The 26,500-nt window shown below is 41.6% G+C and carries 18 protein-coding genes and 6 pseudogenes; 16 read left to right on the top strand and 8 right to left on the bottom strand.

Annotation, left to right across the window (positions count from 1 at the left end):
• The first annotated feature begins 30 nt into the window (after nucleotides 1-30).
• The 3 genes from WKK05_RS39085 (at nucleotide 31) to WKK05_RS39095 (ending at nucleotide 4,016) form a co-directional block, all read left to right on the top strand.
• On the top strand, nucleotides 31-1,122 hold the full coding sequence (locus WKK05_RS39085) for a hypothetical protein (protein WP_341531907.1): 1,092 nt from the start codon (nucleotides 31-33) through the stop codon (nucleotides 1,120-1,122).
• Nucleotides 1,123-1,263: 141 nt separating this feature from the next.
• A complete protein-coding gene (locus tag WKK05_RS39090; RefSeq protein WP_341531908.1) occupies nucleotides 1,264-2,484 on the top strand; it encodes a hypothetical protein in 1,221 nt (406 codons plus the stop codon).
• Nucleotides 2,484-4,016, top strand: a complete 1,533-nt coding sequence (locus tag WKK05_RS39095; RefSeq protein ID WP_341531909.1) for a hypothetical protein — start codon at nucleotides 2,484-2,486, stop codon at nucleotides 4,014-4,016. Before WKK05_RS39090 ends, WKK05_RS39095 begins: the two co-directional genes overlap by 1 nt.
• Before the next feature lie 129 nt (nucleotides 4,017-4,145).
• Here the strand turns inward: WKK05_RS39095 and WKK05_RS39100 are convergent.
• The 3 genes and pseudogenes from WKK05_RS39100 to WKK05_RS39110 form a co-directional block, all read right to left on the bottom strand.
• A pseudogene (locus WKK05_RS39100) lies at nucleotides 4,146-5,547 on the bottom strand (IS110 family transposase).
• 540 nt (nucleotides 5,548-6,087) lie between these two features.
• Entirely contained in the window at nucleotides 6,088-6,528 is a 441-nt protein-coding gene (gene cynS / locus WKK05_RS39105) for a cyanase (protein ID WP_341531910.1), read from the bottom strand.
• Nucleotides 6,529-6,844: 316 nt separating this feature from the next.
• Nucleotides 6,845-6,988, bottom strand: a complete 144-nt coding sequence (locus WKK05_RS39110; protein ID WP_341531911.1) for a hypothetical protein — start codon at nucleotides 6,986-6,988, stop codon at nucleotides 6,845-6,847.
• A gap of 113 nt (nucleotides 6,989-7,101) precedes the next feature.
• Between WKK05_RS39110 and WKK05_RS39115 the strand changes: the two are divergent.
• Nucleotides 7,102-8,501 (top strand): annotated as a pseudogene (locus WKK05_RS39115) (transposase).
• A gap of 44 nt (nucleotides 8,502-8,545) precedes the next feature.
• On the opposite strand, the pseudogene WKK05_RS39120 reads toward WKK05_RS39115, so the two are convergent.
• The 3 genes and pseudogenes from WKK05_RS39120 to WKK05_RS39130 form a co-directional block, all read right to left on the bottom strand.
• Nucleotides 8,546-9,086: pseudogene (locus tag WKK05_RS39120) on the bottom strand (transposase).
• Nucleotides 9,087-9,088: 2 nt separating this feature from the next.
• Entirely contained in the window at nucleotides 9,089-9,253 is a 165-nt protein-coding gene (locus WKK05_RS39125) for a hypothetical protein (RefSeq protein WP_341531937.1), read from the bottom strand.
• Nucleotides 9,174-9,386 (bottom strand): transposase, encoded by a 213-nt coding sequence (locus WKK05_RS39130; RefSeq protein ID WP_341531912.1) that lies wholly within the window; start codon nucleotides 9,384-9,386, stop codon nucleotides 9,174-9,176. The genes WKK05_RS39125 and WKK05_RS39130 overlap by 80 nt, the downstream gene beginning before the upstream one ends.
• Before the next feature lie 16 nt (nucleotides 9,387-9,402).
• Here WKK05_RS39130 and WKK05_RS39135 point away from each other — a divergent pair.
• The 5 genes and pseudogenes from WKK05_RS39135 to WKK05_RS39155 form a co-directional block, all read left to right on the top strand.
• Nucleotides 9,403-9,837: pseudogene (locus WKK05_RS39135) on the top strand (transposase); the annotation flags it as partial.
• Between the two features lie 321 nt (nucleotides 9,838-10,158).
• Complete coding sequence (locus tag WKK05_RS39140) at nucleotides 10,159-10,509, top strand: transposase (RefSeq protein WP_163928970.1); 351 nt, start codon at nucleotides 10,159-10,161, stop codon at nucleotides 10,507-10,509.
• A complete protein-coding gene (locus WKK05_RS39145) occupies nucleotides 10,472-10,981 on the top strand; it encodes a transposase (RefSeq protein ID WP_341531913.1) in 510 nt (169 codons plus the stop codon). Before WKK05_RS39140 ends, WKK05_RS39145 begins: the two co-directional genes overlap by 38 nt.
• Nucleotides 10,982-11,035: 54 nt before the next feature.
• Nucleotides 11,036-11,164, top strand: a pseudogene (locus WKK05_RS39150) (transposase); the annotation flags it as partial.
• Nucleotides 11,154-11,714 carry a transposase gene (locus WKK05_RS39155; RefSeq protein WP_341531914.1) on the top strand — a complete coding sequence of 187 codons (561 nt, stop codon included), beginning with the start codon at nucleotides 11,154-11,156 and terminating at the stop codon, nucleotides 11,712-11,714. The pseudogene WKK05_RS39150 and the gene WKK05_RS39155, both read left to right, overlap by 11 nt.
• 771 nt (nucleotides 11,715-12,485) lie before the next feature.
• Here the strand turns inward: WKK05_RS39155 and WKK05_RS39160 are convergent.
• Entirely contained in the window at nucleotides 12,486-12,635 is a 150-nt protein-coding gene (locus WKK05_RS39160) for a hypothetical protein (RefSeq protein WP_341531915.1), read from the bottom strand.
• Nucleotides 12,636-12,771: 136 nt separating this feature from the next.
• Between WKK05_RS39160 and WKK05_RS39165 the strand changes: the two genes are divergently transcribed.
• The 6 genes and pseudogenes from WKK05_RS39165 to WKK05_RS39190 all read left to right on the top strand — a co-directional run bounded on the left by WKK05_RS39165 (nucleotide 12,772) and on the right by WKK05_RS39190 (nucleotide 21,560).
• The gene (locus WKK05_RS39165) at nucleotides 12,772-13,944 is read left to right on the top strand and encodes a M4 family metallopeptidase (RefSeq protein WP_341531916.1); all 1,173 of its coding nucleotides are present in this window, start codon (nucleotides 12,772-12,774) and stop codon (nucleotides 13,942-13,944) included.
• Nucleotides 13,945-14,127: 183 nt separating this feature from the next.
• A complete protein-coding gene (locus WKK05_RS39170; protein WP_341531917.1) occupies nucleotides 14,128-14,433 on the top strand; it encodes a protealysin inhibitor emfourin in 306 nt (101 codons plus the stop codon).
• A gap of 356 nt (nucleotides 14,434-14,789) precedes the next feature.
• A complete protein-coding gene (locus WKK05_RS39175) occupies nucleotides 14,790-15,641 on the top strand; it encodes a hypothetical protein (protein ID WP_341531918.1) in 852 nt (283 codons plus the stop codon).
• 818 nt (nucleotides 15,642-16,459) lie between these two features.
• The gene (locus tag WKK05_RS39180; RefSeq protein WP_341531919.1) at nucleotides 16,460-18,094 is read left to right on the top strand and encodes a hypothetical protein; all 1,635 of its coding nucleotides are present in this window, start codon (nucleotides 16,460-16,462) and stop codon (nucleotides 18,092-18,094) included.
• A 576-nt stretch (nucleotides 18,095-18,670) separates the two neighbouring features.
• Complete coding sequence (locus tag WKK05_RS39185) at nucleotides 18,671-20,713, top strand: family 16 glycoside hydrolase (RefSeq protein ID WP_341531920.1); 2,043 nt, start codon at nucleotides 18,671-18,673, stop codon at nucleotides 20,711-20,713.
• Between the two features lie 58 nt (nucleotides 20,714-20,771).
• A pseudogene (locus tag WKK05_RS39190) lies at nucleotides 20,772-21,560 on the top strand (tyrosine-type recombinase/integrase).
• A 556-nt stretch (nucleotides 21,561-22,116) separates the two neighbouring features.
• Here WKK05_RS39190 and WKK05_RS39195 read toward each other — a convergent pair.
• Entirely contained in the window at nucleotides 22,117-23,604 is a 1,488-nt protein-coding gene (locus WKK05_RS39195; RefSeq protein ID WP_341527375.1) for an IS1380 family transposase, read from the bottom strand.
• 531 nt (nucleotides 23,605-24,135) lie between these two features.
• On the opposite strand from WKK05_RS39195, the gene WKK05_RS39200 reads away from it, so the two are divergent.
• A complete protein-coding gene (locus tag WKK05_RS39200) occupies nucleotides 24,136-26,031 on the top strand; it encodes an alpha-amylase family glycosyl hydrolase (protein ID WP_341531921.1) in 1,896 nt (631 codons plus the stop codon).
• Nucleotides 26,032-26,500 lie beyond the last annotated feature (469 nt).

Raw genomic sequence — 26,500 nt, forward strand, 5'->3', positions numbered from 1 at the left:
TCAACTACAATTATTGATTTCCCCTTAATAATGCAAAAAATTTTAGTGATTGGTAATGGTATTGCTGGGTTATCTTGTGCCCGTTTGCTTGTAAATCGCGGCTGGGAAATAGAAATATGGGGAAATCAATGTTTTTCTCCAACTTTAATCCTTAATCAGATAACCTGCAATCTTCTGCAAGATATTTGGCAACTAGAGAGTAGTTTTTGGAATAGTTTGCATCTGCTCCAAGAGCGTAAAGTATGCTGGGGAAATGATGAAAACTTTTTAAGTATGGCTGAACCAAGCATGGTTATTAATGGTAACTCATTAAGGAATTGTCTTTGGCAGCATTTATTAGATGAGTACCACAATCAAATTAAATTTCAGGAATTACCAGCTAGTATAGATAATTTACTGGAACGCCAAAGTGAATTTGCTTGGATTGTGGACGCGGGTGGTCGTCAATCTATAATTGCTCGAAAGTTGGGAGCAAGCCATCGTCACAGTTTTGGAAATCGATGCATACTTTCTCAAGAAGTTAGGCTGACTAACTTGGTTAAAAAAGATATTTACTGGATAGAAAGTGTATCAGGAGGCTGGCTATTTTTTGCTCCATTAGGTGGCAACAGAGCAATACTCCAAAGTATGGTTCCCCCATTTTCAGGAGAACCTGCATCAATTTTTATAAACTTACTTAAACAAACACGCCATATTCAAGATTTCATTTCACAATTGTCAGGAACTTTAGCAATTTTTACAGCTTTTCCTCAAATTTTACAGCCTTTGTGTGGAGATAAATGGCTTGCTGTAGGAGATGCGGCTTTTTCCGTAGACCCGATTAGTGGAGATGGTACAGGGTACGCTATTAGAGGTGCAATCCTAGCAACCAGTATTATAGATGCTATTGCTTCTGGTTTAAGTAGTAGTGACTGTTTGGAACACTACTCCCTGAGATTAGGAAAAGCTTTTGCTGCACATATCCAACAATGTCTTAAATATTATTCAAAAGGATTTACTTCATCAATTTGGCAAGAGGAGATTGAGAGAATGCATAAAGCACAAGAACTATTACAACAAACTAAACATCAAGATTTCACTCATATCTTAAAGGGTTTTCAATTAGTAAAATTAGAAACATAAGTGATTTTAATCTGGGTATAACTTTTACCTTAAAGATGAGATTTTAACCAATTAAGCACACATTAAAAGCTGTACCAATTTTGTTTAATCAATTTTATCAATATAGTGTAATTTGTCTTGTTCAAAATATCGAAAGGAGCCTTGGAAATGTGGGTATTCGAGCCAACCGCAAAATTGACTGATTTTGAAAGTGTTCCTGATTTAAAAGCCTTGTGGAGCTCATTCATCAATGAGCAGTATGAAAGAAATCTCTATGGTGATGCGCTAAGAGAATTGCAAAGATGGGGCCGTTCTGACAGTGATTTGCGCGTATACAATCCTGCATCAATGCCTATTGTGTCCCCTTCAGAACTTAAGAATGTTATCTGGTCAGCGCTCCCGACAAGCTTTGATGAACAATTCAACAACACAGATGAGAAATTTACCTTTTTGGATCAACGACAACCTTTTGATTTTCAGAATGGCTCATCCGTGATCACCAGAATTCAAGATGAATACTGCCAGTGGGTTGTCAAACGTAACACTGACAATAAGATTACAGAAGTTATCTTCACGAGCGAGCCCCCAGAATACTACAATTTCATGTTCTATACGTCACAGGAATCACGCGATCTATTAGTAGATGTTTATCGCAAGCTCACTGGAATTCAATCAGTTACAATTGATGATTTAGTTGACAGCAGTGGTGAATATGACTGGTACAACCGTTACAATAACGAATTTGCTGTACATATGCAGCAACCGAACAACACACTTGGCGCGCAAGTGAACATTGTGTCTCGGTCTTGTATCTTGCGAGTTAATCGGCTTAGTAATCCCATTACAGATGCACTAGGACTTATTCGCTGCGGTCAGTATGGCGATGAAGCACGTCAAAGCGATCCGAGTATTGGTAACGCAATTAATAACTTTGCTAGACAAAACCGCTTTATTACTATTGAAAATCCAGTTGGGCTTTATATAAGTGATATTGACTTGAGAGGGTGGGAGACACCTGATTCAACTCCAGCCAATACATTCTGGAAAGTGTTACGAGGCTCACAGGATACTGATCCAAACAAATCCTATATTGTTCGTGCTGTGTATGCAGTACCTGAGAGCAAGGACTACACTGTTTCGGATATCAAGATTGATGGCGAGCAAATCGAGTTTGGTGCTCAGATTGCAGCTCGTATCAATGTGCGTGTTGGAGTTTTGGTAAGTGAGCCGCAACAAATTCCGTTGCCGCGAGTGATCGGGTGCACAGGTACACCCTTATTCCCATTACCAACTTCAGCGGCAGTAACTCCTTCAAGTGCAGTTACTGCGTTTGGTGGTATGTCTAGCCGTATGAACACAAACAGAACACGTAGAGAGATGTAATGCTTGAAGAGCCACTTTTAGATCTTGACGATATCCAAGGCAATGTTTTGCCAGGCTTCAAGAAGGATAGCCAACACTTCTTGTTCCTTCAAATTGTTGATCCCGAGCCAGCACGACTGTGGCTCAAGTCACTCGCTCCAAAGCTGTGGACAGCTAGAGAGGTTCTTGCTGCTCACAGTATGTGGAAGGCGATGCGTTTGAAATTAGGGCGCGAGCCTGACAATCTTGACTTCTTGTTTCTCAACTGTGCAATTTCAGCACAAGGACTTGCGAAACTTGGCGTACCAGATATTGAGGATTTTGACGATCAAGCTTTTAAACTAGGACTTGAAAAAAGAGCAGCCTCCATTGGCGACCCGCCTCGGGGTAGTGGTGAACCAGGAGCACCAGAAAATTGGATTTTCGGATCTGGTTCTCGTCGTCCAGATATACTTCTCATTCTCGCAACTGATGATTTTGATTGGGCGGTGAAAACTGAAGAGGAACTCATCACTTCCGCAGAACAGCAGGGACTACAACTGATCCATGTTGATCGAGGGCGAGTACGACCTGGTGCACTGGCTGGGCATGAACACTTCGGCTTCAAGGATGGCGTTTCGCATCCAGCACTCAGAGGGCGTAAATCCACTGTAGCAGAAGATTTTATTGAATCACGAACATGGCCAGAAGATTCAGCATTCGATATCTACCGCAGTAGATTTGCTGCACCTGGTCGTCCTCTAATATGGCCAGGTCATTTCTTGTTTGGCTACTTGAGACAGTTTAAAGATAAGCCAGAATCGAGTCGTCCAAATTCGGAGCCTCCTGGACCGACTTGGGCAGTGAATGGCTCGTTCTTAGCCTATCGGAGATTATCTCAGAACGTGCAGGGGTTTCATACATTCCTTGCTGAAGCATCTGAAACACTGCGTCAAAATGGTTTTGATCCAGACCTCACTCCAGAGCGACTTGGTGCATTGCTTGTCGGTCGGTGGGCGTCTGGATGGCCAGTAATGCGCGATCCCAATGTTGATCGAGGAGAACACAAGTTAGGTGAGAACTACTTCACCTTTGCCGAAGCAACGACTGTACCGCTACCAAATGACCCCCATCCACTCAATCCATCTGATCCGGATGGACGTATTTGCCCTTTTGCAGCACACATTCGCAAGGTAAATCCGAGAGATGAATCTGGTACAGATCTTGGAAACAGGGAACGGGTTTTTCAGAAGTTAATTCTTAGACGTGGTATCACTTTTGGACCGGAAGTAGATGAAAAACCTGAGGCTGATCGGGGGCTTCTGTTTGTTGCATACCAATCATCAATTGAAGAGCAGTTTGAGTTTTTGATGAACGACTGGGTGAATGATGAAAATAAACCAAAGGCTGGCGGAGGTGTAGATCCGATACTCAGTGCAGCACGTAATACTAAAGTTTCTTTGGTCAATGACACTAGTGGCTTTGATCTCCCAATTCCAGGTGGGTGGGTAGTAGCAACTGGAGGTGAATATATGTTTGCCCCAGGAGTCCGGTTTTTTTCAAATGTTATCTAACCCTATTGTAAGAAGTTACACGCATCTCGATTGAATATTAGAGTTGTTGGGAAATAAGCCGAAGAATGTCCATAACTCAATTCATGGCAGACATTTTCAATGATTTTATCAACAATACTTATCCCTCTCCTAAGAAACCGTATTTGCTTGAGGCTGAGGAACAAGCTCAAAACCTAAAGCTAGAGCCTTTTTCTGGAGGTTATTGATGACTCGTTCTTGGTAACGTTGCTCATAATAATCCATGCCAGGATCTTGATAGTTACCTCCATTCGTCCAAAGTCGATAGAAAATTCGTGCCAACTTATGAGCAGTAGCAGTGATAGCTTTGGGTGTACCCAGGCGAGAACGTAAGCGACGATAAAAAGAACCCAAAGCAGAATTGCTCTTGCCAGCTGTTTGTGCTGCCATTCGGAAAGCATTGGTAGCAGGGTTAACTACAAGACGAGTCTTAGAACTTTTAACTTTGCCACCAGTGATGCGATTGCTAGGACAAAGACCAAGCCAAGAAGTAAAGTGTTTAACAGTTGGGAATCGGCTAGGATCTAAACCAACCTCAGAAATAATGGTTTGTACTGTTAGGATACCAAGACCATCAATAGCAGTGAAGTCCACGCCACTAATTCGGTAAAGATGGGTACGTAAATCAAAAGCAGGTTCATTGCCTTGGGGTTTATGGCGAATGTGCTTTGGTTGGGGAAGCGGAGATTCGTTCAAATTAACTTTGTCGCTAAATTGAGATAAGCACTCCTGTATTTGGCGGTCGCAGGCTGCTATCTGAGTTTGATAAACATCGTAAAGTTGTAGTTCTTGTTGAAGTACAAAGACATGCTCACTACGATAATCACCATTTAACGCAGCAGCAATTTCTGCTTCAGAGCGTTTAACGCGGTGATGGGTGATGTTTTTTAGCTGCCAAAATTTGTGGATTTGTTTCTCCTTCAACAATAGCTCGAATAATTGCCATCCCAGTGGTACCAGTGATATCGCTAACAACTTTATGCAATTGCACGTTCATCTGGGTTAAAGCCTTTTGTATCCGTTGGATGTGAACACAAGCACTTTTGATAAGACTATCCCGGTGGCGGATATAACTCCGCAGAACACAAATCTGGTCTTCCGGGCGAAAAGAACCAGACAACAATCCATAACTGTGTAACTGTTGCAGCCATTGACAGTCTAAAATATCAGTTTTACGTCCAGGTAAAGTTTTCACATGATGGGCATTGACAAGCTTGACCTCAAAACCTCTTGTCTCCAAGATTTGAAACAACGCAATCCAATACACCCCTGTTGATTCCATTGCTACAGTTTCCACTCTACATTCAGCCAGCCAATCTGCAAGGGCATACAAGTCACCGGTGTAACAGCCAAAACGTCTTACACTCTCGGATGCTCGATCTTTTGGAACACTCACCCAGTGGAATTCTGAACCGATATCAATACCTGCTGCATTTGGGTTGATTTGTCTTAGGTCAGAAGTGTCATTCGTCCTTGGTTGATGGAAACGGGATTTGGACTTTGATGTTTTCATCATTAAAGGCTCCCTCTTTAATGCAGAGTAATAGTCGCAATTGGAAGCGTGCCCTAACCTGGGCTGACGGATGAATACAGTCTCCTAAACGGGATAATGGCAGTAGCCATTTCACCAATGTCATAACCGTCTCAACCCAGAACCAAGCTTCTGTACGGGCGGCAAAGCACCATTGGGGGATCAGTCTTAACTGTCAGGACACAATAAAAGTGTAATTTTTTTCGGGACATTTTCTTTCATCCATAACGGAAGCCAGCGCGTCCGTAAACAGCTTCTGTCACTCTCCGGGAGGGCGATCGCTAGAAGCCTGATGAGGCGATCAATACAAGCTATACTATTAGAAAAAAATGGATCTTGTATTTGTTATTAGGAAAAAACTGGTGATCGTTTGCTATACAAAAGCTTTAGAACTCAGAAATAGCAAATGTTTTCGGAGAGTGGCAGAAGAGGGATAACTCAAATCCTATGAAAAATATCAAAAGTTGCCAACCAAAGTTGCTATAAGAATAAGAAATTAGTGCAGAAACAAAAACTATTTTACTACCACTTTTTGTAGGGTAAAAATTTACCAGACATAATTATTCTCACCCGCTCACCTTTGAGATTTTCTTCTTTTTCTACATCCAACGTAAAGTCAATTGCACTCATGATGCCATCACCGAATTTCTCATGAATCACGGCTTTAACTGGATATCCATAAACTTGTATAATTTCATAAAAACGGTAAATTAATGGATCAGTAGGTACAACTGTTCCTAAACCTTTGGTAGGATGTTGAGTTAATTGCTGAATATAACTTATATCTAGTCCTAAAGCTTCAACTAATAACTTTGCTTCTTCTTCAGAAGCACTAGCTTGACGGTAAATTAAAGCTGCAATCCATACTTCATCGCGTTTAAGGATTTTTTCTAAATCGGCGAAGCTAAGTCCTTTATCTTGTTTAGCTGCTAGAAGCTTTTGAGTAATTTCGGAAACAGACATTTGAAAACTCCTTTAGTCAATTCATGCAAGCTCTAAACATTTTGCCACTAAAGTTGGCTCAATTGTTCTGTACATATCGCTACGTAATGTCTAAAAGTTGGCGCTTTGATGTCGGAGGTTGCACTAAAAGCAATATGAAGTGTGGGTTGGTGTAGAAATCTAGCTATTTTGGCTCTATCGTTTAAACTATACTGAATCAACAGCTATATTCCAACAGATTAAGCAAATCAACCCACTATTTTGTATCGTCTGTTACATTAGTATATTAAACCCGATAGAGCCGCTATTTTTCTGTATTAAGAATGAAAAAACAGAATTAATTGACCGGAGTAATCTTCGCAGAGTGGATATGCCACATCCTTTGACTTTGAGTTGAGCCGGGAATATTATTCGTCTGCCGCAATACATAGCTACCCTGAAAGTGCTTAGCAATACCATCAATAGTTGTAGCGGTGAGCATGAGAGGAATTTCGATATCAATACCTTAGCCAAAAGAAGAGGGTGAAGAGATAGGGCGCTCTGTAGTAGAGTTATTGTTTACCACAACGACAACTCAAACGCTACAATTCGCCCATGTTCGATATCCTATCACTTTTACAATGCCTATTACCCCAGATAAATGCTACGACGATGCGTCAGTTGAACCAGATAATAATGGCGATGCTAGCAATGAATGGGAGAATAACGATGTTAGGAATCTCCCGTTGGACAGGGACTGGTGGCAGTTATCGGACGATGTTGCGGTTCTTTCATACAATAATTCCTTGGGCGACGTTGTTTTGGCTATTTTTCCGCAAGCATTTGTTCCGTGCGAATGAGATGTATTTGCTTGTAGGAGATGAAGTTGTAGTGAGTAAATCAGGGAAAAAGACTTATGGCTTGGATAGATTTTTTTCTAGCCTAGTTAGTAAACCTATATTAGGACTATCTTTTTTTACATTATCGTTAGTAAGTGTTGAGCAGAGGCACTCATTTCCGATTCAGATAGAACAGGTAATCAAGAGCGATACAGAAACAAGTAGTATATCGCCAAGATTAGTAGAAATCAAACCTAAAGAAAAACGTGGACGGGGACGGCCAAAAGGGAGTAAAAATAAAAACAAAGCAGAAGTAATTCTCACATCGGAATTACTAAGAATTAAGAAGATGATTAATAATTTATTCAAGTTAATAGCTAACTTTATCCCTTTAACTTACTTAGTATTAGATGGTCATTTTGGAAACAATAATGCCTTGCAGATGGCTAGACAAGTTAACTTACATATAATTTCCAAGCTGCGCTGTGATTCGGCATTGTATATACCCTATCAAGATCCTGACTCCAATAAACGCTCTCGTCGTAAATACGGTGAAGCAGCCCTGAAGACGGGTTTCCCGTCGCAGGGGACTGCTGAACCCGAAGGGTGACAAGGTTGAATATTGTAACATACCTGACAAGTATTTATGTAAAAGTACTATTGAAGACGATATCAAAACTGATATTTATCAAGCTACTCTCCTTCACAAGGAATTTGCCCAAGCACTGAATATAGTTATTTTAGTCAAAACTAATCTGAAAACTAATGCTCGTAGTCATGTAATTCTATTTTCTAGCGACCTAAAATTGTCATATGAAAAAATAATTGATTACTACAAACTGCGCTTCCAAATTGAGTTTAACTTTCGTGATGCCAAGCAGTTTTGGGGGCTGGAAGATTTTATGAATTTGAGCCAAGTTGCGGTAACTAATGCTGCTAACAAGCGCATTCTTCATGGTCAATTTATCCCACCATCTTCTCGCTGATTTTCGTCAGCATAATCCTAGCTCCGGTATTATTGATCTTAAAGCTTATTATCGTGGTTTTCGATATATTCGTGAAATTTTAAAAATGCTTCCGGAAATGCCTGAGCCTATTTTATTAGCCCAGATTTTTGCCAAGCTTACTTCTTTAGGACGTATTCATCCCGCTTCTACAGGCGTTGAACCCTCGTAAATTGGCTACGGTATTGGATATAGAACCCATTTAATATCTTTTTTCTAGCTAGCAGCTAGTCGTTTGAGCATCAATCGGATAAAACAAAGCTTGAGCTTGGCATTGGCACGAGCGAGTGTCCGGTCAAAGTTTTTGACTAAACTTTTACATCGCTCTACCCAAGCATTCGATCTCTCTATCACCCATCTAGCAGCCACTGGAACAAATCCGGATTGTCCTTTGGCTTCCTTTTCAGCTTTTGATGGCAAGGCATGCGAGCTCAAATTGGATTTTGGTCATGATCTGGGGATAAATTTGCTCCAAGGCTGGGATAATTTTTTCAGGATGGTAGCCATGATCTACTAAAATAGTTGTTTTGGGCAAATCTAGTGGTTTAGATTTGAAATAATCGATATTTTGTGAGAAGATTTCAATCAACCCCTGGTCATCAGATACGTTGGCGGTAGTGCAGTGAGTGAAGAAGGGGAAACCCAATATATCTACTGCTAGATGTCTTTTGATCCCGTTGGTCGCTTTGTAAAAACAAAATCCTTTCGGCTCAATACTGGCATTACAAGTATTTTTGACCGCTTGTGAATCAATCATGATTAGGGTTGTCCACTGTGGTTTTTTTTTACTTGTTCACGCACTCTCTGATGTAAATTAGCCATAATTGGATCAAGGATGCCATCTTCACACCACTGCTTGTAATACCAGAACACAGTAGAGTAGGGCGGCAAATCTCGCTTGTAAGTCTGCCCAATTGCAACCATTCTTAAGTTGATAAAATATCCCGTTCCAAATTTGCCTCTTTGTCCACACAGGGGGTCTTGTTTTCTTCTTGGTTGGCAATAATGGCTCAATAATTTCCCATTCTTTGTCTGTTACGTCGCTTGAATATCCCATTTCTCGCCCTGACCTGATTCTATTCCACTGTTTCTGCCGATTTTACTTGTTCACTTCAAAGATATCAAATGGGTTCTATAGAACGATGTTGAGATTCTTTCATACAGTAATACCTTGGGCGACATTGTTTTGGGTATTCTTTCGCAGGCATTTATTTCGTGCGAATGAGGTATATTTACTAGCAGGAGATGAAGTTGTAATCAGTAAATCAGGGAAACAAACTTACGGGCTGGATAGATTTTTTTCTAGCCTGGCTAGCAAACCCATATTAGGGCTATCTTTTTTTACATTATCATTAGTCAGTGTTGAGCAAAGGCACTCGTTTCCGATTCAGATAGAACAGGTGATAAAGAGCGATATAGAAAAAAGTAGCCCGTCACAAACCAAAGAAATAAAACCGCAAGAGAAACGTGGGCGTGGACGACCAAAGGGGAGTAAAAACAAGAATAAAACTGGCTCTTGCGTCCCTTTTATGGTGAGTGAGGATTGATTGTAACAAAACCCTTGTACGGCAAGCGTTATAAAGAATTTTGGCACTATTTTGAATGAAATGCTTACAGAGTAAAGCTTTCAATAACTTTGAATCAGATTTTCCATAAAAATAACCGAAGAGCCATAAAACTCAGGTAATTCTCACACCTGAATTACTCCGAATTAAAAAAATGATTAAGTCGCTATTTAAGTTATTAGCTAAATTTATTCCCCTTGAACTTATCCCACTAATGCCAGATTGTGGTAATCTATTTATGAATTGAGTTGGGTGTATCCGTTGATGGCTGGACGTTTTGAGGGCTTGAGCGACCTGGAATGGAAGTTATTTGAGGATATATTTCCTAAGCAGGCATCCAAGCGTGGTAAAGGAATGCCTCATGCACCATATCGCCATGTATTAAATAGCCTGTTGTACATTTTGATTACTGGGTGTCGATGGTGTGATCTGCCGCGTGGGGAGACATGGGCATCTAAAAGCTCGTCCCACCGATGGCTAAAACGATGGCGTGAGGATGGAACATTTGAACATTTACAGGCGCGTATATTAGCGATCGCTAATGATCAGGGACTGATAAACTGGAACTTTGGCGCGGTTGACGGGTCTTTTTCCCCCTGGGAAAGGAGGAGGTGAAGACGTAGCCTATGGTGGCAAAGGTAAAGGTATTCTCATTCACACGGTGACCGAAGGTGGTGGAATGCCCTTGGCTAACTCCACTACCCCAGCCAACGGTAACGAAAGAGAACAAGTAATACTTCTACTTGATAAAGTCAAACTCAAAACATTAAAACGCGGCAGACCACGTAAACGAATCAAGGTGCTGGCTGCTGACAAAGGTTACGACTCGAAACAAAAACGCGCTGATCTACGCAAACGAGGTATTCGCCCTCAAATCCCAAAACGAGTTTGGAAAACCAAGAAAAATAGAGGGAGACCAATCAAAATCTCTGTTCCTAGATTTCAGCAAGAGCGGTGTTTTGCTTGGTATCAGCGCAAATACCGTCGTCTCGTTGTTAGATGGGAACGTCAAAAAGTTTACTTTGACGCATTCATTGACCTTGCTACAATCCACATCTGGATTAACAAAATCTTATTAGTGGGATAGGTTCTTACTTACTTAGTGTTAAATGGACATTTTGGAAACAATAATGCCTTGCAGATGGCTCGTCAAGTTAACTTGCATATAATTTCTAAGCTTCGCTACGATTCGGCATTATACATACCTTATCAACACCCTGACCCCAATAGTTCCTCTCGCCGGAAATACGGAGATAAAATTGACTACAATATCATACCTAACAAGTATTTGTGTAAAAGTACCATTGATAAGGATATTCAAACTGACGTTTATCAAGCGACTTTACAACACAGGAGAATTTGCTCAAGCTTTGAATGTAGTTATTCTAGTCAAAACCAATCTTAAAACTCATGCTCGCAGCCATGTGATTCTATTTTCTAGCGACCTGGAATTGTCATCTGAGAAAATAATTGACTACTACAAGCTGCGCTTTCAGATCGAATTCAATTTTCGAGATGCCAAGCAATTTTGGGGATTGGAAGATTTTATGAACTTAAGTCAAATTGCTGTGACTAATGCTGTTAATCTAGCATTCTTTATGGTCAACTTATCCCATAATCTTCTCATGGATTTTCGTCTCCTTAATCCCGACTCCGGCATTCTTGATCTTAAGGCTCATTATCGTGGTTTTCGATATGTCCGTGAAATTATAAAAATGCTTCCCGAAATGCCTGAGCCTATTTTATTAGCCGAGATTTTTGCCAAGCTTACTTCTTTACGACGTATCCATCCCGTTTCTACAGGCGTTGAACCCTCGTAAATTGGCTACGGTATTGTTTTTAAGAAAGAAATTGTAAAAGTTGTCTCTTGACAGGCTCTAAAGGAATCTCCCTCTAAGTGATAGCGCAACTCTTAACCGCTTCGCTCAAATAGGCGGTGTCTGCCACTGCCAAAAATACACTTGTTGAGCCACCCAGATTGTTGCAGGCAGAGGCAGACACTCCGCTGCGCCGCCTATTTGTTAAGAGTTGCTTGGATTTTGGTAATTTAGCTTAGGCTGGAATCTCCTTCCTAAGAAGGATAGTGAAAGCTAAGGTATCGCTCTTAAGAGAGGTGGTTAAAGCTAGTATCTTGCTTCTAATGGAGGGATAAAGTTTCTTAATTGGCTTAGTTTTAGCAAAGGAAAAGTTTTGGTCGTTAAGACTGAGAAGCTTATAGAGCAAGGTTTCTAGAAGTCATCTTTTTTCTAGTCCTATGCTCGTTTATGAACGTTTAACTGTCCCAAATTGAACCATAAATGGGACAGTCCTAAACACAAACAACGAATTCCCGCTATTGGGGGTGAAAGTAGCGAGTCTGACACGAGCCGCCACGCAACGCCTGTAAGTCTTGCTAGGAAAGGCTTACAAAAATAAAATTGCTCTTTTTAGCAAAAAACGGAGAAAAAGCTTGTTTTGGCTGTATCAATTGAAGTCTAAGTTATTTGATACGGCATTTACTAACGTAACCACAAGGGTTTTAGGCTGCAAAAATCAGTGAGGTTTAAATGGTACACCTTTAAGTGTGTATCCAGTTGAGCAAAATCTTATTTTTAGGGTAAAAGTCGAAAAATTTTGATAAAACTCTCTCTGGGTAATGTTTTCAGCCCTTGCATGGCGGCTAATAGCAGCTTCGCTACTTTCTCCCCTATTGCAGACTTCTGAGTGGTGATCAGCCAAGCGTCGTAAATGGGACAGTTCATTCCGATGCCTCACTAACGACCAAAATTTTTCTGTTACTAAAACCAAGCCTAATTAGGCATTGAGCCGAAATCTCTGCAAAAACGGAAATAGAAGCTGAAAAAGCTTATCCTAATTCTCTAACCAGCGAGGTATCCTATGAACCAAACTTGCCGTTGCTTGAGCTGCATTACTCCCCCCCATCTCCTTAAAAAGTTGTTGGAAAGTAAAGACGAAAATGTCCGCAAAGCGGCTTTGAACACCCTATTGACAACTTCTCAATTACGGGGTGAACGAACAGTGCGGGCATCCGCTAGCTTTCTCGCCACTCCAGCTAGCGGTCGGCGCAGCATCTATAACTGCCAAAACAGCTATATCCTCTCCTCTGCTGTTCTTGCTCGTCGAGAGGATGATATGGACCCCGTTCCAGACGAGTCCGTCAACCTAGCTTTCGAAGGGCTTGGAACCACTCGAGAGTTCTACAAGGAAGTGCTAAACCGGAACTCACTCAACGGGCGAGGTATGCGTCTGGACGGATTCGTCCACCATGGCATTCGATACAACAACGCATTCTGGGACGGACAACAGATGGTATTCGGGGACGGAGATGATATCATCTTCACCGACTTCACTAAGTCCCTTGACGTGATCGCCCATGAGCTAACACACGGGGTAACTGAGTTCACCGCTAACTTGGAGTACCACACTCAGTCAGGAGCCTTGAACGAATCTATTTCTGACGTGTTCGGGTCTTTGGTCAAGCAGTGGTCACTCAGACAAACGGCCGACGAGGCAGACTGGTTAATTGGATCTGAGATATTTACCCCGCATATCGGTGCTGATGCTTTGAGATCAATGAAGGCCCCAGGGACAGCCTACGACAACAGCCAGTTAGGCAAAGACCCGCAGCCCGACCACATGGATAGGTTCGTTGTACTTCCGGATACCCAAGAAGGTGATTGGGGTGGGGTTCACATCAATTCGGGTATTCCGAACAAGGCTTTTTATCTAACAGCCGTCAATATTGGTGGAAACGCATGGGAGGATCCCGGCTCCATCTGGTACGAATCGCTACTTGCATCGAACCAGCTCACTCAATTCCAAGACTTTGCGAACACCACCTATATGAAGGCTGGACAGATGTACGGCCCCAACAGTATCCAGCAGCAGGCAGTAGCTTCAGCTTGGCGGCAGGTGGGAATCCGGATTGCAGGTGCGAGGAGCTGGGGTCCCAGCAAAGGTCGGAACGGCACGGCCGATGGTGATTCTCTCGTCGCACTAACTAAGCAAATTGAGTCCCTGGCTTCTCAGGTTAAGACATTGACAAAGTAAGTACCCTGAAGGAAAAGAAGTAAGCCCTGTGGGTACTGTTCTATTATTAGACTTCTCCAGAAATGAACTATACGTTGCCCAGAAACCTTGTAGAGATTTTATATTTAACGTTTTTACCTTCTTTTTGGAGATGTCTATTATCTATCTTGATAATATGCAACGATTGCTGGGAAAAATTGCAATATGAAAGTCACTCTAACGAAGTACGGCGGTCTGGCGGCTGGGATCCTCAGATCACCATATATTGTAGAATCGTCTGCTCTTCCAGAATCGGTAGCATCAGAGCTGGTACGGTTAGTGGCAGCGGCTAAGACAGCCTCAGTGATCAAAGAGGATAAACCGGGGCGCGCCCGAGATGCGATGAGTTACACAATCACGATTGAGGAAGATGGCAGCGAACCGACTGTAATTAGTCAGTCTGATATAACCATGTCTCCTTCGTTCGCCGTTTTACTCCAGTGGCTTGAGAGTCATCGCGCAGGGAAATGAAGCCGCTTCTTTTTCAAGGCTTGTCTTGGCTGTTTTCGATAAATTCTGATAGTGATCGCATTGGCATTGAGCCGAGATAAGAACGAAAACGGAAATAGTGGCTGAAAAGGCTTGATTTTTCGTTATCTATAATGGTGTTAAGTACAAAGAAGTAACAAATTACCAAACCTAAGCAGGATAATCGTTTTCAGCCTTACTTTCCGAATATGTAGCTATCTCGGCTTAATGCCAAATTCGCCTCGTGAGAAGGAACGACTGTTCTTTAGCTAGGAAAATTCTATCAAGCCTGCGTACTAGTAGTCTGCCAAGACAACTTTGCGTTGTGGTCAGCAAGGGAGGCAGGGGAAGCAAAATCAATGAATAATAGCATTATTTCCTCCAATTCTCCCCCTGCTCGACCTACACAGCAATTTTGGGTTGGTGAACTACTAGATTTAGCGGCAATTTATATAGTAGTGACTAAAAATATGAGTAACTCATTGGAGCAACTTGACGCGGTTGAAATTAAGGTGACAATCAAACCAGAACAAATCAAGGTTGCAGAAGATTTGTTTAAACTGAAACAAGATGAGTCAGAGAAACGTAAAATTTACTTCTGTGAGGATATTCAAACATTCCGCACAACTGGAAAACTTCAACTATTCGAGCATGGCATTATTTTGCGCCTTCGTAAAAACCAGGACAACCCAGATGATTCTACCGTAAAGCTTCGTCCTGTTTCGTCACAGATTTCTTCAGAATGGCGAGGAATAGAGGGTTTCAAAATTGAAGGAGATTGGGTAGGCGATCGCCGAATCGAATCTGCATCCTTCACCACCGAGCAGAAACAAGATGAAATTGAAGAGACGCTCGAAGGTAAGCGCTCACTAGACAAACTCTTTTCTGAGCAACAGGAACATTTTCTGAAGACAAGTGCTCAAATTGAAATTCACCTTAATAATTTGCAAGTACTTGGTCCAGTTAAAGCTTTTCGCTGGAAGCCAAAGCTTGGTGGCAGTTTGACTTATCCGATTCGTTGTGAACGTTGGCACATACCTGACGGCAGACAGCTTCTTGAGTTATCCATTCGAGTTCAGCCAAAGCACGCACAGGTGGCTCAAGAGGAGTTCATGCAATATCTAAAGGACAATAAGCTTGACCCAACGGGTGTTCAAGAAACTAAAACTCGGCTTGTCTTAGAGTATTTTGCTAATGAACTGCAAGAGTAGAAAAACTAGTATAGCAACTGCCATTTGACCGAATTTCTCTAGAGGGGGTAAAAGTAGCCAAAGCGCATTTTGACCTAGATATAGCGAAGCTGTCACCAGGGGACAAAAGTTAGGTATCCATCGCTACAAAAACCGGAGTATTTATTAACTTTATTTACAGGTTTTACAGCTAGGGCAATGATCATCTTTTGGCGTGAATTGACTGAAACTCTTTGATATCAAGGTTTGTAGCCCAATCCAAAGACTCCAACCAAACAGTATTATTAACCCTGTTCTGTCACTTTCGGAAAACAATAATCGCAGCTAAACATTGGAACCTTTATTTAATCAAACTTTGAGCCTTTCTTTTCTAATACAAATTAAAATTTCTAGCCAAAAGCTGAAAAATTAAGCTCTGAAAGGCTTTCAGAGATTGGCTTTTCCCAGTTTGACATAACAGGGTTAATTCTCTTTGGTAGGCGAAAAGCAATTATGGGGTGAGAAGTAGCAGTGCATTCATGCAGAAATTCTAGTTCGATGTCAAAAATGCTTAAGCGTAGATATAGCAATAGTTTCCAGCTATCTTGCCCCTCATGACAGCTTCGCTAGATCCACCCCTAGTAGCAACTGGAGGCGAATATATGTTTGCCCCAGGAGTCCGTTTTTTTTCAAATGTTATCTAACCGTATTGCAAGAAGTTACACGCATCTCGATTGAATATTATTGAGTAGCTTCTGCCCTACCTGTTCTCTAGAGCAAATATATTCTGATAACAATCCTAGTAAAGGAGTCAGATAATGCCATTAGATTTGAGCCATAACCGTGGGCCTATTGATGAGATGGATCCCACTTTTCGAGACGTATTAGAAGACTTGCAGGGAAATATCCTCACTGGTCATGGTCGATATCATGCCGTACATTTTTTTCTACATTTCCATACTAGTCGTAAAGAGAGCATAAAGCGTTGGATAGCTAGTTTTGCAAGCCGATATATTACTTCAGCCTGGGCCCAGGTCGAGCAATCGATTGCCTATCGCGAGAATGATATCGACGCGGGAGTCTTTGGCCACTTTGCCCTTTCAGCAGAGGGTTACAGAGTGTTCGGTATTCCGGAAGAGCAAATCCCAAGGGGAGCCGATCCTCGAAACAGGGGTAACTCAGCTTCAAATCTAATGCAGTGCGAGCCTAGCGAAAGCAAAGAGCCAGCAACAGAGGGACGAAATAACCAAGAAGGCGATCAAAACCCTAATGTAGGCGCATACAGCGATGTGTTCAGAGACGGAATGGCAAGTAGGCAGGGGTTCTTGCTCGATCCTCCTCAGAAGCAATGGGAAGAAGGTTATACGGACAAAGCAATTCACGCAATGTTCTTCCTCGCAGCAGACGATCCAGCCGAGATGATAGCTGTCGAGAGAATTGTAGTTGCTGAGCTTAATGGAGTTGCGGAAATCATAGTGGGCGAGCGCGGAATGAATCTAAAGAAGCGATTCTCTCCATCTGACCCAGAAGATGGTGTCGCGGTTGAGCACTTTGGCTATGTAGACGGGCGAAGTCAACCATTATTCCTGAGACGCCAAGCAGAACGGGAGACTCACAACGGTGCAGGAAGTTTTTGGGATCCCCGTGCACCCCTAAGTCTCGTCCTCGTACCGGATCCCAACGGTTCTCCCAATCGGAGTTTTGGAAGTTTCCTTGTGTACCGGAAACTCGAGCAAAATGTGCAGGCTTTCAGACTTGCGGAGCGTCAGGTAGCTAAAGAACTCGGTTTGCCACTTGAACTGGTGGGTGCAATGGCTGTTGGACGATTTAAGGATGGAACACCACTTGTACTTCAGCCAGGGGATGGGACGCGACCAATCCCAAATGACTTTAACTACAGCGGCGATCCAGGCGGTGTAACTTGCCCTTTTCACGCACACATTCGGAAGACAAACCCGCGATTAGAGTCAGTCAGAAGTGATGGTACCTTCGCCCGCTCGGTTGAAGAAGAACTTGGACATCGGATTGCTCGGCGGGCAATTCCTTACGGTGGATCGCTGTCAGAATCCAATAGCCCAGATGACTTGCCAACTGGCGGTGTCGGTTTATTGTTCTTTTGCTACCAGGCAGATATTTGGGAGCAATTTGAATTTATGCAGCGGTTCTGGTCAAATAATCCCCGGTTTCTTCAACCAGATTTTGACACGGCGGAGAATGCCAAAAATGGCACTAAGCCCTTACCAGAAGAGCAACGAGCCGGCAGCAAGAACTACCCTGACCAAACGGGTCTTGATGCTGTCATTGGTCAAAAGATTGATGGTGATAAAGACCCGCTTATTAGAGAAGAAGCTCAGCCACCCCGACACTGGCCGCGAGCATGGGGAAAAGCGCCCACACGACCAGTAGAAACAAATTTCGCACAGTTTGTAACACTTAAGGGTGGTGGATACTTCTTTTCTCCCTGCTTGAGTTTTCTAAAATCTTTGGGCCACTAACTAAATCATTGAATATCTGCAACAGGAGTATCTGTAATGCCACTTCCTAAAAGAACTGATCTGCGCGATCAAAATGGACAAATCGTCTTTTTTAGTCAGGATGAATTGCCGGATGTTCAGGCAACAACCCTCTCAAAAGATCTAATGGGTCGTTTTATTTGCAATACGCTTGAAGAAGTTGTCCCAGATGAAAATCAACTACTGAATTTTGATGTAGTTGTGCTAGGGGCTGGAATGTACGGAAGCTATTGTGCAGCGAAAGTTTACCAATTCACAAAAAACCCAAAAGATACAAACCAATTCGGAGAACCGAGAATTTTGGTACTCGATGCTGGACCATTCCTCTTGCCTGAACATGGACAAAATATTCCGGATATAGGTGCCAACAATCCTGATGGCGCCTTGGACACGTTCAGTCCATCGGCTCAAACAGCACGTAATGTAGTTTGGGGGATCGGCTGGAGGAGTAATCAGCCCTATACAGGAACAGCTTACTGCGTTGGCGGAAAATCTCTGTACTGGGGCGGTTGGTGCCCTCGACTGCTCCCGGAGGATCTTGCAGAATGGCCCGAAGATGTGCGCTCCTATTTAATCGAAAAGGAATTTCTCAATCCGCTGTTCAAAACGGAGAATGTAAAAGGTGCTTATTCCGTAGTAGAGTATGAAATCGGAGTGAAACCAACTGACGACTTTATTTTTGATCCGGCAAAAGAAGCTCCGAATTCTGATAGTGGTGTTGGATTAAACGAAGGACTGCGTGAAATCTTCAGTAAGGCTGTCAACAAGATTAATAGCACCCCAGGAGTTGACTTTCAACTAGAACAGCCAGAAAACGCGCCGATTGCTGTTCAAACTCAGTCTTATATCTCCGGCTTATTCTCCTTGGACAAGTACAGTAGTTTACCGGGGTTGATTTCGGCACGACGCGCAGAAGGAGCCAAGTCGGGGACACAAACTCGTCTAGCAATTGTTCCAAATGCCCACGTTGTACGTCTGAATTTACCCAAGATTGAACGAGATGGACAACAGCTCGACGGCTATAACGTTAATGGACTAACCATTCACTATAACGGGCGTTTTGTAGATCTCAAGCTGAAGCCGACAACAATTGTTGTCATTGCGATGAGCGAGTTGGAATCAACACGGCTTGCCCTAGAGTCCTTCTCAATCGCCGAGAAACGCCAACGCCAAGAATTGATGGGGGCTAACTTGCTCAATCACTTACGCCGTGATGTAACCGTGAAAATCAAGCGTGAGAGGTTCAATGAGTTGTACAAGATTGCAACTGGCAGTAATGAAACGCTTGTAGAGCGCCCACAAACCGCCGCATTACACCTCCAGTCCTTCAGCGACAGGGGGCGTTTTCATTTTCAAATTCAAAGCGCGGTAAATGTGGAAGGACAATCTGACGTAATTTACCGCATGATTCCCGACTTAGAGGCCGCGCGGATGATTGCCGAGCAAGGCGCTAACCTAGATGCAACCGTTAATATTGCTGTTCGAGGCATTGGCGAACTGCGAGGTGAACGGGATGGTTCGATTATTACAAAGCCCGACAAAAACTGGGCTAACCTTGCTAACGAAGATCAAAACGATCCGATCTTCCAACATCGTCGGCTTTTTACGCACTATCGAGATGAATCAAACAATGACATGTGGAAGGACATGGACGATGCCTTTGATCGCATTGCCAACGAGTTGAGTATGGAAGTTGCTCCTGAAATTAGGCAAGGACTTGGCACAACTTGGCATGAGGCGGGAACTCTGTGGATGGGAGACGATCCTTATCAATCAGTTACCGATGTTAACGGCAGGTTTCATCATGTCGGAAATGTCGTCTGTGTCGATCAGTCAATTTTTCCCACCGTTGGCTCTGCCAACCCTGTACTGACGGGACTTACACTGGCACGCAAGGCAGCTGAGGCGATCGCCGAACGATTTAAATCGACCGAGCCACCGCCAGTCAATCCGTTCCCCGAAACTGGTATTCGTCAACTTTGGCCAAACGAGAAAGCCAAATGGAAGCGAAGTTTTGACCAGCAACCGTTAGAGCTAAACCGTGACTATTTTGAGACCCCAACGTTTAGTGTCATCAATATTGATCGAACTAATTCGCCAACAGATCAGTTACCCTTTATTTACTTCGACGAACCATTCCAGGACTTTCGACTTACCTTACAATGGATGTCTTTCCTGCTTGACGGTGATGTATCAGCAAATTCTGGTATTGTACTGCGTTCCCCACAACCTCCGTCAATCATTGATGCCGCCTTCTACGATCAATTGATCGAAGTACAAATCGATGAGACCGGATACGACTTCTTTTCAGATCAACGAACCTTTAGTAGTCCTTTACATAAAACAGGTGCTATTTATCGGTTGGCACCAGCAAAGCTGTGGGCAACAAAGCTACCATTTACACCAGGAGAAAGCCGAGAAGGAGTTTGGAACACTTACGAGATCGAGGTTAAAGGCTCATCAATTACCGTACGGCTTAACGGTTATCTAGTTAGTAAAACAAACGATTTACCTAGCAACCTCCAGAATTCAGGTTATATCGGCTTGCAATATCACACGGGCATAACTCACTTTGGGAACATCCGTCTAGAAGCTCTCTAATAGACGTAGAAAGAAAGGAAGATAGAAGGTTTTTACTCATAATATGCCTGTTGCTGAAATGAAGAAGCTGACTGAGTTGGTGGAAGAGTGGTTGGACGTGCATCACGGTAAAGCAAGAGCTTCGTATCACAATACCATTTGCAAGTTCCTAACTTTTACCTCGGTGGACGCGATCGCTCTAATTCAGATCCGCCACGTCTGGGATTGGTTGGATTTCTTGCAAGAGGCAGATACGACTAAGGTTAAGCATCTCAATATCCTCAAGGCGTTTTTTTCCTATGTGACCAGTTTGGAGAAACCGCCCCTGACTCGCAGTCCGATCCCCAAGCAGTTCAAGTTGCCCAAGCCGAAAGACACCTTGGTGGAGCGTATTCTTACACCGGAGGATGTGGATGCGATGATTGCAGCGACGACTGACACGCGCAATCGGTTAATTTTAAAAACTCTGTATTTAACTGGGATTCGGGTATCTGAGTTGTGCGGGTTGCGTTGGAAAAATGCGATTGCTTCTCGTTCTGGTGGTGGGCAGATTAATGTTTACGGCAAGGGTGGGCGCACTCGTAGAGTTCACGTCCCCCAATCGCTATGGCTGGAATTAATGGCACTGCGCGGCGAAGCGTTGAAGGATGCGCCTGTGTTTGCCAGTGCTACGGGTAGACCCTTGGCTCCTTCCCATATTGACTGAGTGGTGAAAAGGGCGGCGAGGGCAGCAGAATTAGAGAATGCCATGAATGTTTCAGCGCACTGGTTTAGGCACAGTCATGCTACCCACGCATTAGATGAAGGCGTTCCGCTGCATTTGGTACAGGCAACTCTTAGGCATACAAGTTTGGATACTACGAGTTAATATCTGCACGTTAGCCCTGATAGGAGTTCTGAAGAGGTTTTAGTGAAGCGATGGTCATCACAATTTTAATTAGCGATTGCCCAAAGGGCAGTGCGGGACGCAATCGACCTCCACCGATTATCTGTGTCTGATAAAGCCCAAGTTTGATATCAAACACCCAAAAGTAAAAAATCCAGGCTCTTCGGTTATTTTTATGGAAACCCTGGTTCAAAATTATTGAAAGCTTTACCCTGTAGGCATTTAATTTAAAACAGCACCGTAATTCTTTATAAACCTTGCCCTACAAGTGTTTTCCCGGATTTCTCACAAGTGAGAAAAAATCATTGAGATGAGTAAAACTTAAAGTAAATTATTTTATACAACACTAAACTATAATCAACAACAGATTATGACAACGTGTAAACCGAAACTACAAAGACAAATATGATACATTCTAAACAATAAATACTAAAGCAAAGATTATTGAAAATGATAAATAGACAGCCTAAAGCTAGGGTTAAATCAATGAAATCTACCCAAGTTAAAGCTAATAACTATAATTCCAATTAGCTGAAAATCAACCAGAACAGTTTAGCCGAGATAAATAGCTGTAAGCTGTTGCAAAAATATTCTTGTATGGACAATCTCTACTAATAGCGATTAAAATATATCGGCTATTAACAGTAATAACGGCTCCCAATTTCAGTAACTTTGTACGAACAGTTCCAACAGTAGCATTTTTGAGTTCGCTTGTTGTTAAACATTGCTCTCGGAGAGCGTTTATCAAAATATAAGCAACAGAAGAAAACCACAGACGTAGTTGATTTCCAGCAAATGTATGAGTACTAGTTCTATCACTTTTTAGTGATAACTTCTGTTCTTTTAAACGATTCTCCATATCACCTCGTGGGCAATACTTCTGGGTATAAAGTCGTCCTGGAGGCACTAATTTAGTAGGGAGTGAAGTGACAACAAAACGAGTACTTACCCCTGACTTACTATACTCAATTTTTGAGACAACACGGCGATTACGGCTCCAAGATTTTAAAGTTTTATAATCAAGCGAACAATACCAAACTGAGTTATCAACAAAGGCTGCTGCTTGTTTTTTCAAGTCATCTGACGGAGTAAATAAAGTTTCAAAAAACTCTACTACAGTTTCCAGTTTTTGCGAATATTCAAGATAAGCCCGGTATTGGGTTGGTTGGGATAGTTGAATTAACCGACTATTCTGGGCTAACCCAAAGACATAATCTACTCCAACTTGAGATTCACACCAACTCATAATATCTTCTCTCGAATACGCACTATCTCCACGTACAATAATTTTCACATTATCCCAACGTAAACGTATTAGTTTTATTACTCGTTGCAATTCTGATAATGCACCCGACGCTGGATCTACATTAGAAGCACGAAGCTTTGCTGCAATTAAATGTTTACCGCAGAAAATATAAAGTGGAGCATAACAATATCCTCTATAATAAGGGTTAAAAAACACTTCTTCTTGATTGCCATGCACTAAATCATCAGTCACGTCCAAGTCTAAAATTATCTGTCGTGGTGCTTTGGAGTAGGATTCTAAAAATATTTCAACTAATAATTTCTCTATAGCTTCTGCATCATGTCCAATGCGATGATATCGACTTGATGCTCTTGATTCAACAGTTTCTGGACAGTGTTCGATACGATTTAAAGTGCTTTTACCTGCTAGGACTGGTAGTTCTTTTTCTGAACCCATTATTTTCCCTAGCGCCAGGATAAACATTGGATCGTGACGCAGTTCCTCGTGGTCGTTTAAGTCTTCATAACCCATTATCAAACCATATATTCTCTGCGTGATTAGGCTTTCTACTGAATGGTCAATTCTATTGGAATCTCGGTAATCTTTAAAACATCTTGCTACTCGCGATGTAATTTCTCTTTTTCGGTCTAGCTCCGCAATTAAAGTCAATCCTGCATCTGATGTTACCCTCTCACCCTTGAAATTAACTACGACTGGACATGATTTAACTTGTTCAAATTTGAACTGTTCCGGTATACAATCTGTTTTCTGAGGGGTCATGCTTAAAACTGCTGGAATTCATGTGCAATAGATATTTTGGCAGTTTTTGACTCCTCTTTTCTCCGGCTTTGTGAGAAATCCGGGTTTTGTTGCAATCAATCCTCAACTACCATAAAAGGGACGCAAGAGCCAAAATCCAAAGCCTTAAAACTTAGCGACACCTTATTTGACCCCATTTATTGTAGTTTTTAGGCTCTATCGGGTTTGATATGCTAATGTAACAGACGATACAAAATAGTGGGTTGCTTTGCTTAATCTGTTGGAATATAGCTGTTGATTCAGCATAGTTTAGACGATAGAGCCAGTTTTATTAGGTTAAACTTAAAAATCATTTTTATTGAACAGTATTTTTGCTATATCCGCCTCCAATACTAAGGGTTAAATGCAATAAATTTGCCTTGTTTTTATGGGGATTCATCTCCCCTGAAAAACTAAAAAAATAAACAAAATATATTTCTAAAGTTAGAGGAATAACCGACAGTGTAATACGTAATGTTGAATTTTAACAAGCAACTAAATTTGTAATAAATTATGTACGAAGAATTTGGTGTTGTTACTGCTAGTAACAACGTTACTTTTAAGCTGTTCTTTCCAAGCAGTAATAAAGATCCAGCACAATATATCAAAGGGGGAATACCGCACATCAAAAATATTAAAATCGTAGGTGATTTTCAAGGCAAGATTAATCATGAAAATTGGAATATCAACAATGCTCCAGAAATGACCCGACAAGACCATCCAAAAGGATGGTTATATGATTATAAAACTACTCTACCTGATGGCTTTTATCAATACAAATTCTTTGTCACATTTGAAAATGGTGAACAAAGATGGTGCAATGACCCTTGCACAAAATACAGTGGTCAAGATCCAAATCATGAAAATTCTGCTTTTGTTGTTGGTGGAAACCGAGTTCAAAACGTCAAATCTATAGATAACCGCCTGACACAAAAGGATTTAATAATATATGAAATCATGATTGATGATTTTGTTGAAAAGCTATTTGCTCATAGCAATCCCCAAGCTCAAGGAAAAGCTCCCTTGGATATAATTAGAGAAAAAATTAATTATTTGGTAGATTTGGGTATTAATGCTGTTGAATTTATGCCCTGGACAGCTACTTATGGTCGTAATTTTAGTTGGGGATACAATCCATTTTTATATTTTGCTGTTGAAGACCGTTATACAAATCCAAAATCTCCCGAATTAGGGGCTAATCTTGATAGGTTATTTAGGCTACAGATGCTAATTGATGAGCTTCATAGCCGTAATATCCATGTGATTATGGATGGTGTTTTCAACCATGTAGATGTAGATAAAAATAACCCAGGTAGAGGCTTCCCCTATTATTGGCTGTACCAGAATCCTCAAGATTCACCTTTTGTTGGTAATTTCGAGGGTGGAGGTTTTTTGGAAGAACTAAATTTTGATAACAAATGTACTCAAGAATTTATATTCGATATATGCAAATATTGGCTAGATACATATCAAATTGATGGTATACGTTTTGATTATACTTTGGGATTTTTCCGTAGAGATGGTGTAGATCCTGGAATTAGTAGGCTTATTTCAAATTTGCGTGGTTATCTATATGGTACTAATCGAACAAATATTGCTTTGATGATAGAACATTTAACTGATAATAGATATCAGGCAATTGATGATACCAATAGAATTGGTGCAACAGGTTGTTGGTATGATACTTTAATGTTTCAGGCTTTTGACTCTGGTGCATCTGGCAACGTTAATACGTCAATCATGAGGGACCTGCATACCAGTAGAGATTTTTATCCAGGCAATAATCCTGTAATATACATTGAGAATCATGACCACAGCACTTTAGTTAATAAAGTTGGTGGTTCTAGAGTTGGTGTCTCTAGAGAGGAAAATTGGTTTAAAACTCAGCCTTATTCTATGGCACTGTTGACATTGCCTGGTACAGTACTGATTCATAATGGTCAGGAATTTGGTGATGAATATTATTTGCCGGAAAGTGGATCTGATCGTGTACGCTCCAGACCAGTTAATTGGGAACGCAGTACTGATTTTACAGGTAGTAGATTAATTGACTTGTACAAAAAACTGATTCAGATTAGGAAAGATTATCCTTCACTGCGTTCACCTTTCTTTTACCCTGATAATTATGACGAGAGAAATACTAAATTCAATAATCAAGGTTATGGTGTTGATATTGACAAGGATGTTATCATTTATCATCGCTGGGGTATAGGAAAAGATGGTCAATTGGAAAAATTTATTATCACCTTAAATTGCTCAAGTTTTGAGCAATTTGTCGATGTTCCTTTCCCCCACAACGGTCGATGGCAAGACTTGTTAACTGATGAAGAATTCCAAGTTGAAGTGTATTGGCTGAACCATCAAAAATTAAACTCTAATTGGGGAAAAATTTATTACGCAAAAGTTTAATTTGATAAGCATATTTATGCTAAGAAGGTTCCTCGGTTTCAAATTTTAAATCATTCAATTTCAGTCTAAATTTTGAACTTTTCGTCTTAGATATGGTTCAAAACTACTTTGAAATAAAATTGAGTGATGGGCCAAACCGATTATCTATGTTTGACAAAGCCTTAGATTTTATGTCATCTAATTTCTAACGTATAAACACCCACGCATAAAATATGAAAATTTCATAGTACCCACATAGGCACTATAAAATTATTGTTGAGTTTTGCATAATACGAAAGCAAAGAAGGCAGAAAGCTCATCTTTGAAAAAAGTTTCCAAGCAAGGCTCAAGCTCAACGACTATGTTCGTTTGATATAGATACACTACAGCAACTTTTTAGAAGGAAATAACCCTGATAGTAGTTTCCTCACTTCTATCCCTATTTTAATAATTTTTAGCTCATCCTCTTAGATATTAAGAACTCATCTGA

The organism is Nostoc sp. UHCC 0302 (genome assembly GCF_038096175.1).
Lineage (GTDB): Bacteria > Cyanobacteriota > Cyanobacteriia > Cyanobacteriales > Nostocaceae > UHCC-0302.

What these genes read in the sequence shown, in the direction of transcription:
- WKK05_RS39170 (WP_341531917.1), top strand. Translation starts at nt 14,128, where the DNA reads ATGAAAGTCACTCTAACGAAGTACGGCGGTCTGGCGGCTGGGATCCTC.
- cynS (WP_341531910.1), bottom strand. Translation starts at nt 6,528, where the DNA reads ATGTCTGTTTCCGAAATTACTCAAAAGCTTCTAGCAGCTAAACAAGAT.
- WKK05_RS39200 (WP_341531921.1), top strand. Translation starts at nt 24,136, where the DNA reads ATGTACGAAGAATTTGGTGTTGTTACTGCTAGTAACAACGTTACTTTT.
- WKK05_RS39110 (WP_341531911.1), bottom strand. Translation starts at nt 6,988, where the DNA reads ATGCTCACCGCTACAACTATTGATGGTATTGCTAAGCACTTTCAGGGT.
- WKK05_RS39085 (WP_341531907.1), top strand. Translation starts at nt 31, where the DNA reads ATGCAAAAAATTTTAGTGATTGGTAATGGTATTGCTGGGTTATCTTGT.
- WKK05_RS39140 (WP_163928970.1), top strand. Translation starts at nt 10,159, where the DNA reads ATGGCTGGACGTTTTGAGGGCTTGAGCGACCTGGAATGGAAGTTATTT.
- WKK05_RS39165 (WP_341531916.1), top strand. Translation starts at nt 12,772, where the DNA reads ATGAACCAAACTTGCCGTTGCTTGAGCTGCATTACTCCCCCCCATCTC.
- WKK05_RS39125 (WP_341531937.1), bottom strand. Translation starts at nt 9,253, where the DNA reads ATGGTTGCAATTGGGCAGACTTACAAGCGAGATTTGCCGCCCTACTCT.
- WKK05_RS39130 (WP_341531912.1), bottom strand. Translation starts at nt 9,386, where the DNA reads ATGGGATATTCAAGCGACGTAACAGACAAAGAATGGGAAATTATTGAG.
- WKK05_RS39195 (WP_341527375.1), bottom strand. Translation starts at nt 23,604, where the DNA reads ATGACCCCTCAGAAAACAGATTGTATACCGGAACAGTTCAAATTTGAA.
- WKK05_RS39175 (WP_341531918.1), top strand. Translation starts at nt 14,790, where the DNA reads ATGAATAATAGCATTATTTCCTCCAATTCTCCCCCTGCTCGACCTACA.
- WKK05_RS39160 (WP_341531915.1), bottom strand. Translation starts at nt 12,635, where the DNA reads ATGAACTGTCCCATTTACGACGCTTGGCTGATCACCACTCAGAAGTCT.
- WKK05_RS39180 (WP_341531919.1), top strand. Translation starts at nt 16,460, where the DNA reads ATGGATCCCACTTTTCGAGACGTATTAGAAGACTTGCAGGGAAATATC.
- WKK05_RS39095 (WP_341531909.1), top strand. Translation starts at nt 2,484, where the DNA reads ATGCTTGAAGAGCCACTTTTAGATCTTGACGATATCCAAGGCAATGTT.